The organism is Flagellimonas allohymeniacidonis (assembly GCF_004296335.1).
In the GTDB taxonomy this organism is placed as follows: Bacteria; Bacteroidota; Bacteroidia; order Flavobacteriales; family Flavobacteriaceae; genus Flagellimonas; species Flagellimonas allohymeniacidonis.
The window spans coordinates 1,246,676-1,258,615 of record NZ_SGIU01000002.1; the positions used below are offsets into that span (position 1 = coordinate 1,246,676).

Annotated in this window: 9 protein-coding genes; 7 read left to right on the forward strand and 2 right to left on the reverse strand. The window is 40.9% G+C overall.

Annotation, left to right across the window (positions count from 1 at the left end; all coding sequences use genetic code 11):
• Positions 1–30: 30 nt before the first annotated feature.
• Positions 31–372 (reverse strand): hypothetical protein, encoded by a 342-nt coding sequence (locus EW142_RS14075; RefSeq protein ID WP_130614886.1) that lies wholly within the window; start codon positions 370–372, stop codon positions 31–33.
• A 174-nt stretch (positions 373–546) separates the two neighbouring features.
• Between EW142_RS14075 and ileS the strand changes: the two genes are divergently transcribed.
• The 4 genes from ileS to EW142_RS14095 are packed head-to-tail and all read left to right on the forward strand — an operon-like array spanning position 547 to position 5,643.
• Positions 547–3,948: an isoleucine--tRNA ligase gene (gene ileS / locus EW142_RS14080; RefSeq protein WP_130614888.1), complete on the forward strand. Its 3,402-nt coding sequence runs from the start codon at positions 547–549 to the stop codon at positions 3,946–3,948.
• Positions 3,949–3,951: 3 nt separating this feature from the next.
• Entirely contained in the window at positions 3,952–4,335 is a 384-nt protein-coding gene (locus EW142_RS14085; RefSeq protein WP_130614889.1) for a TraR/DksA family transcriptional regulator, read from the forward strand.
• Between the two features lie 21 nt (positions 4,336–4,356).
• Positions 4,357–4,977, forward strand: coding sequence for a hypothetical protein (locus EW142_RS14090; protein WP_130614891.1), 621 nt, complete (start codon positions 4,357–4,359; stop codon positions 4,975–4,977).
• Positions 4,978–5,010: 33 nt separating this feature from the next.
• On the forward strand, positions 5,011–5,643 hold the full coding sequence (locus EW142_RS14095; RefSeq protein ID WP_130614893.1) for a lipoprotein signal peptidase: 633 nt from the start codon (positions 5,011–5,013) through the stop codon (positions 5,641–5,643).
• Here EW142_RS14095 and EW142_RS14100 read toward each other — a convergent pair.
• Complete coding sequence (locus tag EW142_RS14100; RefSeq protein ID WP_130614895.1) at positions 5,640–6,203, reverse strand: 5-formyltetrahydrofolate cyclo-ligase; 564 nt, start codon at positions 6,201–6,203, stop codon at positions 5,640–5,642. The two genes, EW142_RS14095 and EW142_RS14100, sit on opposite strands and share 4 nt — an antisense overlap.
• A gap of 508 nt (positions 6,204–6,711) precedes the next feature.
• Between EW142_RS14100 and uvrC the strand changes: the two genes are divergently transcribed.
• From uvrC to EW142_RS14115, 3 genes are all read left to right on the forward strand, one after another.
• Positions 6,712–8,502 carry an excinuclease ABC subunit UvrC gene (uvrC, locus tag EW142_RS14105; protein WP_130614896.1) on the forward strand — a complete coding sequence of 597 codons (1,791 nt, stop codon included), beginning with the start codon at positions 6,712–6,714 and terminating at the stop codon, positions 8,500–8,502.
• 6 nt (positions 8,503–8,508) lie between these two features.
• Positions 8,509–10,770 (forward strand): patatin-like phospholipase family protein, encoded by a 2,262-nt coding sequence (locus EW142_RS14110; RefSeq protein ID WP_130614898.1) that lies wholly within the window; start codon positions 8,509–8,511, stop codon positions 10,768–10,770.
• A 383-nt stretch (positions 10,771–11,153) separates the two neighbouring features.
• Positions 11,154–11,933 (forward strand): DUF3108 domain-containing protein, encoded by a 780-nt coding sequence (locus tag EW142_RS14115; protein ID WP_130614900.1) that lies wholly within the window; start codon positions 11,154–11,156, stop codon positions 11,931–11,933.
• The last annotated feature ends 7 nt before the right edge of the window (positions 11,934–11,940 follow it).

Genomic DNA, 11,940 nt, shown 5'->3' on the forward strand with positions numbered 1-11,940 from the left:
GGGCTTTGCAACTTTTGGAGTTATTCGGGATTAATGTTCCAGCTTTTCCTTGGTGTCTTCAGCAGCTTTCTTTAGATCCTCCGCAGTCTGGTTGGCGGCATCTTTTAGATCCTCACCCATTTCTTTGGCTTTCTCCATAGTCTCTTCACCTGCCTTTTTAAGGCTGTCCAATGCTTTTCCACCTTCCTCACCGGCTTCTTTTATGGCATTCGAAGCTTCATCTGCGGCCTTTTTTATCTCATCACCTGCATCTTCCAAGGATTTTGATGCTTCTTCCGTCGCTTCTTTTGCCTTGTCCGTGGCTTCTTTGCAAGACATTACTGTCCCTAGGGAAAGGCACATTACCGATACAATTAGAATTCCTTTTTTCATTATAAAATGGTTTAGTGTTAAGGCCTGAAAGTATAAAATTTGAGGGATTTCACCATAAATACCATATCATATTTACATTAAGCCATTTAGAGATGACCTAAAGTGGATTTTACCAATCGAAATTCAGACTAAATTTATAATTTTGCACCCTTGGAAATTGAGAAGCTAAGAACCATGAAGTTTGCTGAATATAAAGGATTGAACTTGCCCAAGGTTGCCGATGAGGTACTACGTTTTTGGAAAGAACATCAGATTTTCGAAAAAAGCGTTTCAACCAGAGAGGGTAAAAAAGGCTACGTTTTTTACGAAGGCCCACCTTCTGCAAACGGTATGCCTGGCATTCATCATGTTATGGCAAGGACGATCAAAGATATTTTTCCGCGGTACAAAACCATGAAGGGTTTTCAGGTAAAGCGAAAAGCAGGATGGGATACCCATGGGCTTCCTGTTGAACTAGGCGTGGAAAAAGAATTGGGAATTACCAAAGAGGATATCGGCAAGAAAATTTCCATTGAAGAATATAATGAAGCCTGCAAAAAGGCGGTTATGCGCTATACCGATGTATGGAATGCCATGACCGAACAAGTGGGGTATTGGGTAGATATGGAAGACCCATACATCACCTACAAGCCAAAGTATATGGAGTCGGTTTGGTGGTTGTTGAAGCAGATTTATGACAAGGGGTTGATTTATAAAGGGTACACGGTACAGCCTTACTCCCCTAAAGCGGGCACGGGCCTAAGTTCCCATGAAGTAAATCAGCCGGGAACTTATCAAGATGTTACCGATACCACGGTTACTGCACAATTCAAGGCTAAAAAGGAGACCCTTCCCGATTTTTTGAAGGATACTGGAGAGGAAGTTTACTTTCTTGCGTGGACAACCACGCCATGGACCTTGCCTTCCAATACGGCACTTACGGTAGGATCCAAGATTGAGTATGTTCTGGTAAAAAGTTATAATCAATATACTTTTGAGCCTACTCAACTTATTCTGGCCAAAGCACTTGTGGGCAAACAATTTTCCGGGAAGTTTTATGAAGTGGACAATGCCGAAGATTTAAATGCTTATCAGCAAGGGGACAAAAAAATTCCCTTCCAGATACTGCAGAGCTTTATTGGAAAAGACTTGGTTGGCATTAAATATGAGCAACTGATAGATTACGTGCTGCCCTACCAAAACCCAGAAAATGCATTTCGCATAATATCGGGTGATTTTGTGACCACAGAAGATGGTACCGGAATCGTACATACAGCCCCCACTTTTGGGGCGGATGATGCCTTGGTGGCCAAACAGGCAAAACCTGAGGTACCACCCATGTTGGTGTTGGATGAAAACAAAAACCCTGTTCCCTTAGTGGATTTGCAAGGGAGGTTTCGACCTGAAATGAAGGAGCTTGGAGGTAAGTACGTCAAAAATGAGTACTACGAAAAGGGTGAAGCTCCCGAAAAGTCTGTGGACGTAGAAATTGCCATCAAACTTAAAGAGGAGAACAAGGCTTTTAAGGTTGAGAAATATAAGCACAGCTATCCACATAGTTGGCGAACCGATGAGCCACTTCTGTATTATCCATTGGATTCTTGGTTCATAAAGATATCTGATGTCAAAGATCGTATGCACGAGTTGAACCAATCCATAAATTGGAAACCCAAAGCCACAGGTGAGGGTCGCTTTGGCAACTGGCTGGCCAATGCCAATGATTGGAACCTTTCTCGGTCACGCTATTGGGGCGTGCCCTTACCCATCTGGAGAACGGAAGATGGTAAAGAGGAAATCATCATAGGTTCTGTGAAAGAATTGAAAGCTGAAATGGGCAAAGCAGTTTCCGCTGGATTTATGAAAGAGGACCTGTTCGCAGATTTTGTGGTTGGCGACATGAGCGAGGCCAACTATGCAAATGTTGACCTACATAAAAACATCGTAGATCAAATTACTTTGGTTTCTCCATCCGGAAAGCCCATGAAAAGGGAAACGGATTTAATTGATGTTTGGTTCGATAGTGGTTCTATGCCCTATGCACAATGGCATTATCCCTTTGAGAATAAGGATTTAATCGATAATGGAACTGCGTTTCCAGCCGATTTTATCGCTGAAGGCGTAGATCAGACCAGAGGATGGTTTTATACCTTGCATGCCATATCCACCATGGTGTTCGACTCCGTTTCCTATAAAAATGTGGTGTCCAATGGTCTTGTCTTGGATAAGGACGGTAAAAAGATGTCCAAACGATTGGGCAATGCAATAGATCCTTTCGAGACCTTACCTGAGCATGGAGCAGATGCAACCCGTTGGTATATGATTTCCAATGCCAATCCGTGGGATAATTTGAAATTTGATTTGGATGGCGTGGTCGAAGTAAAACGCAAGTTCTTCGGTACGCTTTACAACACTTATTCCTTTTTTGCCCTCTATGCCAATATTGACGAATTTCAGTATAAGGAAGACGAAATTCCGTTGGAGGAACGACCAGAAATCGATCAGTGGATTCTTTCTGAATTGCATTCTTTGATCAAGAAAGTAGACGAGGCCTATGCGGATTATGAAGCTACCCGGGCTGCGCGATTGATTTCCGATTATGTTCAGGAAAATCTAAGTAATTGGTTCGTGCGTCTAAGCAGAAGACGGTTCTGGAAGGGAGACTACCAAAAAGATAAAATTTCGGCATACCAAACTTTGTACACCTGTTTGGTAACGGTGGCGAAACTTTCTGCACCGGTCGCTCCATTTTATATGGATCAACTCTATAAGGACTTGAATGCGGTTACGGGCAAAGAAGACTTTGAAAGTGTTCATTTGGGAGACTTTCCGGTTTTTGATTCCAACAAAGTGAATGCGCAATTGGAGGGGAAAATGCAGATGGCACAAAAAGTATCGTCTTTGGTGTTATCTATCCGGCAGAAGGAAAAAATTAAAGTACGACAACCCCTTCAGAAAATCATGATCCCTATTTTGGATGCCACCCAGAAGGAAGAAATAGAAGCAGTTTCGGATTTGATCAAATCTGAGGTGAACGTAAAGGAAATTGAATTGCTGGATGATGCCTCTGATATTTTGGTGAAGCGCATCAAGCCCAATTTTAAGGTTTTGGGACCAAAATTTGGAAAGGAAATGAAGGCCATTGCCGCTGAGGTAGGACAGATGGGGCAAGAGGATATCCAAAAAATTGAGCGCGAAGGCGAATTAATGCTTCAAATAGAAAATAAAAGTATTATTTTACAGTTAACCGATGTAGAGATCAGTTCTCAGGATATTGAGGGTTGGCTGGTTGCCAGCTCAGCAGGACTGACGGTGGCATTGGACGTTACCATCAATGATTCTCTCCGGAAGGAAGGTATAGCAAGGGAGTTGGTGAACCGAATTCAGAACCTTCGCAAGGAATCGGGCTTTGAGGTAACCGATAAAATTGATATTAAAATATTGAAGGACGGCTGCGTGGAGAATGCGGTTTCCAGTAATGAAGAGTACATCAAAACGGAAACCCTCACTGCAGAACTCGATTTCGCAGAAAATATGGAAGAAGGCGTAGCGATTGCCTTTGATGACGTAAATACAAAATTGTTTATTCAAAAACATTAGCAAATGGCACAAGATTTAAAAGTTAGATATTCAGATAAAGACCTAGAAGAATTCAGAAACCTTATTGAGGAAAAAATAGAGAAGGCCAAAAAGCACTTGGACTTGTTGAGGAGTTCTTATATGAATGATGGCAACAATGGTACGGATGATACCTCGCCGACCTTTAAGGCCTTTGAAGAGGGTTCGGAAACGATGAGCAAAGAAGCCAACACCCAATTGGCTATCCGCCAGGAAAAGTTTATCCGCGATTTGAAGAATGCCTTGTTGCGTATTGAAAACAAAACTTACGGCATTTGTAGGGTTACTGGCAAGCTGATCAACAAGGAACGGTTAAAGTTGGTTCCGCACGCTACCTTGAGCATAGAGGCGAAGAACATGCAGAAATAGGAGGATGATGGCCCTTTTTCCATGAAAAGGCTACTCCTTGTTTTCTTGATATTGGGATACGGGAATCTTGCTGCACAAAAGCAGCTTAGAAAAACCATTCTCAACGATAGAACCACTTCTGTTATCATCAATTCAGAGAATTGCTATCAAATATCCTTGGAGACCATCAAAGGGACAGAGCTTCGGGTAGAGGCTGCCATTGAAGGTGAGTATTCCAAAGATCTTGTCATCAAATTAGAGGAGCAGGGAACTTCAATTTTGGTCAGTGCGGGGTTTCAACCCGGATTTTTATTTCCCAACGACAAACTAAGCGCACATAAGGTTATATCCATTTCCTTGCATATCCATATTCCAGAATTTAAACAGGTAAAGGTATACGGGACCAATACCAATGTACAGGCCAAGGGAAATTACAGCGATTTAAGTATCACTCTTGACGATGGGGAATGTAGAATTACCAATGTGGGTGAAAATGTGGACGTGGTGACACAAAAGGGAAATATTTGGTTAAATGCCATTTCTGGAATTGTGCAAGCGAACAGTGCTTATGGACAGGTGTTTCCAAGCCCTATACCGACCGGTGATAACCGCTATGTTCTGAATACCAAAGAAGGCAATATCTACCTGAGTAATACAAAATAATATCCCTACTTTTGCCCAATCTTTTGAAGTAAGATGAGTATAAAAAAGTCCCTTTTGGTTGTTGCTTTGGTACTCTTGGTTGACCAAGTAACAAAAATCTACATCAAGACCCATTTTGAATATGAGCACTCCGTGGACATATTCTCATGGTTCAAGATTTATTTTATCGAAAATTCTGGGGCTGCTTGGGGCACCAAGCTCAGCGATTTTTTACCAATTTCTGAATCAGCGGGAAAGTTGATTTTGACAATTTTTAGACTTTTTGCCATTGCTGGAATTGGATATTGGCTTTGGGACATCATTAAAAAACAATCTCCAAGAACATTGATTCTTGCTGTCTCTCTCATTTTTGCAGGTGCTTTGGGAAATATCATTGACTCTGTGTTTTACGGGGTAGTTTTTGACGATAGTTTTGGCAAGGTTGCCACACTTTTTTCAGATGACCCATATGGCAAGTTGTTCCACGGTAGGGTGGTCGACATGCTTTATTTCCCAATGATCGATACAACTTGGCCTGACTGGGTACCTTACTTTGGAGGTAAATCCTTTCGTTTTTTTGAACCTGTTTTTAATATTGCGGATACAGCCATCAGCACGGGGGTGGGAATACTCATTGTTTTTAACAAGAAAGCTTTCCCTAAGGTAGAGAAGAAAAAGGAAGACTAAAATTTGTGCAGACCTTTCGGGGTCACACAATAATCCAAACGAATATCTTCATCGCGGACGTCTTCAATGACCTCTACTTCGGGTTCAAAAAAGGATAATCCTACTTTCAAGGTTTCAGGGCTACAGTCCTGAAGAAAAGCATCGTAAAAACCTTTTCCATACCCAATACGATTGCCAAGAACATCATAGGCCAGCAAGGGAACGAACACCACCTCTATTTTAGAGGGCTCGACTTCTATTCCGTCAACGGGTTCTGGAATGTTCCATTGATTGGGTTTTAAAATAGTGTGGTCTTGGAGCAGATAGTTTGAGAGTGTATTGGGTCCAGTTACTTTGGGCACAACAATGGATTTGTCTTTTCCTTGAAGCAAAGTAATCAAGGCATGGGTGTCTACCTCTTTATTTTGGGGAATACTTAGGAAAGTATGGAAATAAAAAAAATCCCACATCGGGATTTTAAGTAAGCCATTTACTATTCTTAAACTTTGTTCTGAGATTTGATTTTCCGAAAGTTCGGCTCTCAGGAGTTTATATTTTTTTCTTAGCTCATGCTTCAACATCTAGTGTGCTGAAAGGTTTGGGGGTGTTTTGGGAAACTTGCTATTGTTGTTTGGTAGCAACCGAGAAAAAGATTTTGAAGAAAAGCATCAAAATCAAGTACATTCCCAAAACGATAACGTAATTCTCCATGTTTACTCGTTTATACGGTTAAAAATAGGGAAATAAAATGTAAAGAATACTACCAAATGCATCTTTTATCGATGAAAAGCACACTTTTTAGCAACAGTTTAACATTTTTAGCAAAAGCCTAAACATTTTTTAGGATTCCTTAAACAGAAAAGTCGCATTGAGCGTGATATCCTACAAAACGATGTTCCAATGCAGAAAAGGCACCTTTGCAGAATGTGTTTTCTTGTCCGCTTTTTCACTAAGATTACCGAATCAATGCCATCACTAGCTGAAGTCAGGTAATGTGGCCATCAATTTTGGGACGTTCTTGGTCAATTTTAACGAAAAACCCTTTTATTTAACTGTAATTTTGTAAAGCTTACAGTGTCTGAATAATATATGCCGAATCCTACCCTTGACATTCAAATTAGTGCTTTGCCCCATAACCCAGGGGTCTATCAATTTTATGATGAAGAAGGAAAGATACTCTATGTAGGTAAGGCCAAAGATTTGAAGAAACGGGTTTCTTCTTACTTTGTAAAGAACCATGAATACGGTAAGACCCGGGTGTTGGTCAAAAAAATCCAGTCCATTCGCCATATTGTGGTTCCCACGGAATCAGATGCGCTTCTGTTGGAAAACAACCTTATTAAAAAATACCAACCTCGGTACAATGTTCTGCTGAAGGATGACAAATCTTACCCATGGATTTGTATTAAGCAGGAGAGATTTCCAAGAGTTTTTCCTACCAGAAAACTGATTAAGGATGGTTCGGAGTACTACGGACCCTATACAAGCATGAAAACGGTACGAACGCTGCTCGATCTCATCAAGAGTCTATATCCCTTACGAACCTGCAACTATGATCTTTCAGAAGAAAAAATCAATGCTGGCAAGTATAAGGTGTGCTTGGAATATCATTTGGGGAACTGCAAAGGACCCTGTGTGGGCTGGCAAGAAGCAGACGAGTACCATGATCAAATAGCCCATGTTCGTGATATTATCAAAGGAAATTTCAAAAGTTCCCTACAACACTTCAAGGCCAATATGAAAGAAATGGCCCAGGCCATGGAGTTTGAAAAGGCGCAACGTATCAAAGAAAAGATAGAGATACTTGAAAACTATCAGGTAAAATCCACGGTGGTGAATCCAAAAATCAACAATGTTGATGTTTTTACCATCATCTCCGATGAGACCCACGGCTATGTTAATTTCCTTCAACTTTCACATGGTTCAATTACGCGTTCACACACCCTAGAGATTAAAAAGAAGCTTGAAGAAACCGATGAGGAACTCTTACAGTTGGCCATTACTGAGTTAAGGCAGCGGTTTAATTCCACTAGCAAGGAAATTTACCTTCCTTTTCCGGTAATGGTAGAGGAAAATGTAAAAGTGACCCTTCCGAAACTTGGAGATAAAAAACGTATTCTGGAGTTATCGGAACGCAATGCCCGGTTCTTTAGGCAAGACCGGTTTAAGCAAATTAAGATTACCGACCCCGACCGACATACCAAACGAATCATGGCTCAAATGAAAGCCGATTTGAGATTGTCGGAAGAACCAACACATATTGAGTGTTTCGACAATTCCAATATTCAGGGCAGTAATCCGGTAGCAGCCTGTGTGGTGTTCAAAAATGGGAAACCCTCAAAAAAGGAGTATCGTCATTTCAATATAAAGACCGTTGAAGGACCTGATGATTTTGCAAGCATGGAAGAGGTGGTCTTTCGAAGATATCGAAGGCTTCTTGATGAGGACCAATCCCTTCCACAACTTATTGTAATTGATGGAGGAAAAGGCCAGCTTTCCTCTGCCCTCAAAAGTTTGGAAGTTCTCGGACTTAGAGGTAAAATTGCGATTATTGGAATAGCCAAACGCCTTGAGGAGATTTTTTTCCCAGATGACCCCATACCCCTTTATCTCGATAAAAAATCGGAAAGCCTAAAGATAATTCAACAACTAAGGAATGAAGCCCACCGATTTGGCATTACGCATCATCGCAATAGAAGAAGTAAGGGAGCAATGAATTCAGAGTTGGAAGGTATAGAAGGTATTGGAAAGAAAACGGCCGAACAGTTGCTTAAAAACTTCAAATCGGTTAAACGAATACGAGAAGCCACAGTCGAAAGTTTGGCTGAAGCCGTTGGAATGTCCAAAGCAAAAAAAATATATGATACGTTTCACCAGTAAAAGAATATGAAGAAGCTGTTTGCTTTATTGACGGTTTTATGCATGGCGACAAACAGTTTTGCACAGACCGAAGCCCAAAACGACCTAAAAGTAGGGTTGGTTTTGAGTGGAGGTGGCGCAAAGGGACTTGCTCATATCGGTGCCCTCAAGGTTATTGAGGAAACCGGGGTTAAGATAGATTACATCGGAGGAACCAGTATGGGAGCCATTGTTGGTGCCCTTTATGCCTCTGGATATTCGGCGGTCGAATTGGATTCCATTTTTAGGGTCACCGATTTTTCTGCCCTTATTCAAGATAATGTACCTCGAAGTGCCAAAAGCTTTTACGAAAAAGATGACTCAGAGCGTTATGCACTTAGCCTACCTTTTGACAATTTCAATGTGTCCTTTCCCCAGGCGATTTCTGGAGGTCAAAACATTTATAACGAACTGGTGAGACTCCTTTTTCACGTCAAGGATGTTCAGAATTTTAAGGACTTGCCCATCCCTTTTTTGTGCATGGCCACCAATGTTGAAACAGGCGAGGAGGTGTTATTGGACAGTGGATATCTCCCCGAAGCTATTATGGCCAGTGGCACCTTCCCTTCCTTATTTGAACCCGCAGAAATCGAAAACGAGATTTTGATTGATGGCGGTGTTGTGAACAACTACCCTATTGATGAGGTGAAAAAAATGGGTGCTGATTTCATTATAGGGGTCGACGTGCAACACGGGCTTGCCACAAGGGAGTCCTTAAACTCTGCTACCGAGATTTTGCTTCAGATCAACAACTATAGAACCGTCAATGATATGAAAGAAAAAACAGGGAGAACGGATATTTATATCCGTCCCAACATTGATGACTTTTCAGTGATTGATTTTGAACGGGGCCCAGATATTGTTTTAAGTGGAGAGACGGGAGCACTCCAGGAAAAGGAAGCATTGACCACGTTGGCAGAAAGGCAAAATGGACAGGAACAGCCCTTGAATAGAATAGCAGCAATGGACAGTCTTACCATTAACCGATTGATTATTGAGGGGAACGATCGCTATACCAGGGGCTATATCAAAGGAAAGCTTCGGTTTAGCTTGGCTGAAAAAATACCGTTTGAAAAACTTAAGCAAGGAATCAACAACCTTTCGGCCTCGGGGAATTTTAAAGCTATCCGTTATCAGCTGGTTTCTAACGGATTGGGAACAGATTTGATTCTAAAACTTCGGGAAAACGAAACCAAGATGTTCATCAAAATGGCAGCCCACTACGATGACCTCTATAAAAGTGCTGCTTTGATCAATCTCACCAAAAAGAACTTCTTGCTGAAAGACGATGTGGCATCCTTTGATTTTATTTTGGGAGATCACCTCCGGTATAACATGCAATACTACTTGGACAAGGGATTTTATTGGAGTTTTGGAGTAAATTCAAACTTCACCACTTTTGATGAAGAAATTGACTTTGGGCTGATTCGCTCCAATTTTGATGCCCCTGACGATCCAAATATTCGCGAAATAACCCTCGATGTCACCGATCTGACCAATCAAATCTATTTGCAGACCGTGCTTCGGGAAGAGTTTGCCTTTACTTTGGGCCTTGAGCATAAACTGCTGCGATACAGTACCCGAACCTTGAATGATTTCGTAGAAGATCAAGAAAGTACCTTCGAGCCTACAAGCTCTGAGCGAACATTTTTTGAAGATTCCAATTATTTCAGTGCCTACGGAAAAATAACCTTGGACACCTATGACGACAAGTATTTTCCTACCAAAGGAATTTTCTTCGATAGCGACTTCCACCTATACCTGTTCTCTTCCGATTTCAATGATAATTTCCGGGAGTTTTCCATTGGTAAGGCCCGAATAGGGTCGACATTTACTCTATTTCCGAATTTGTACCTTAATCTAGAATCGGAAGGGGGTTTTAAGTTGGGGACCTCAAATGTAACTTCTTTCGATTTTGTTTTGGGAGGTTATGGCAACGACTTTGTGAACAATTTCATTCCCTTTTTTGGCTATGATTTTCTAAGCCTCCCAGGAAATAGCTATGTAAAGGCATTTGGAAGATTGGATTACGAATTCGCGAAAAAAAACCACCTAATGTTTGCAGCCAATTTTGCGAATGTGGAGGATGATCTCTTCCGAACTGGAGAGTGGTTCACAGAACCTACCTTCAGTGGTTTTGGGGTAGGATATGGTCTTGAGTCCTTTCTGGGCCCCGTACAAATTTTTTACACATGGAGTCCAGATATTGGGGACAATCACATCTTTTTCAGCGTTGGCTACTGGTTCTAAACCAGTTATTGTGCTGATAAAAAACACGAGTCACGTAATTCAAATATGAATCGAATAAAAAGTTAAACAAAAGTGGGTTTTTTTTCATGGCTTTCCTTTTTTTTGGCATTTCTCAAAAAAAACAAAAGGATAGTTAAAGTCCGTTAAAAACTTATTTTCCTACAAAACCTTGATGTATCTTTAGCGTCACATAAGGGGTGGTTCCCTTATAACTTTAAGTATTGGTTTTTCATAATTTAAAGTTTGGTTGGTTATTTAGGAAAAGCCCAGTTCTCATACTGGGCTTTTTTTTGTGGCTATTTTGGAACGGCTTTTGTTTAAGGAATTGTAAAATAGTTAACTACAACATTGATTTTATTAATTTTATACCAATTATTAAGGCCATGAAGAAGATCTGTATCCTACTTTGCATACTTTTTTCAGTACCTCTTTTGGCCCAAAAGAGCTATCCTGCATTTAAGCCTGGTGAATGGCTTAAGTTTCGAATTCACTATGGGTTTTTGAATGCGAGCTATGCCACCTTGAACCTAACCTCCGATATGGTGGATAGCATTCCAGTGTACCACGTGGTGGGACGAGGAAAAACTACGGGCTTTGCGAGTATCTTTTTTAAGGTAGATGATACCTACGAAAGCTATTTTGGCAAAAAAGACGGAAAACCGTATCGATTTATCCGCAAGATTAATGAAGGCGGATATACCAAAGACATTGAAATTGACTTTTACCACGATAAGGAAAAGGCCATTTTAAAAGATAATAAGAACGGGAAGCAAATGGATATTCCTGTTCATGATAAGGTCCAAGACCTCCTATCTGCAGCTTACTATCTTAGAAAAGAGTTCGACTTGGAAGATTTGACAGTAGGGGAATCCATTAATATGGATATGCTTTTTGATGACGATGGCGTCTATAAATTCAAACTGAAGTATTTAGGAAATGAAATCATCCGAACAAAGTTTGGTAAAGTAGAATGCCTTAAATTTAGACCAGTGGTTCAATCAGGTCGGGTTTTTAAGGAACAAGAAAGTCTTACTCTTTGGGTTTCCAATGACCTGAACAAGATACCTATTCGCATTAAGGCTGATTTGGCGGTAGGCTCACTTAAGGCAGACCTGGACGCTTTCAATGGACTCCGAAATCAGTTTAAGATAATTATGAAATGAAAGATTT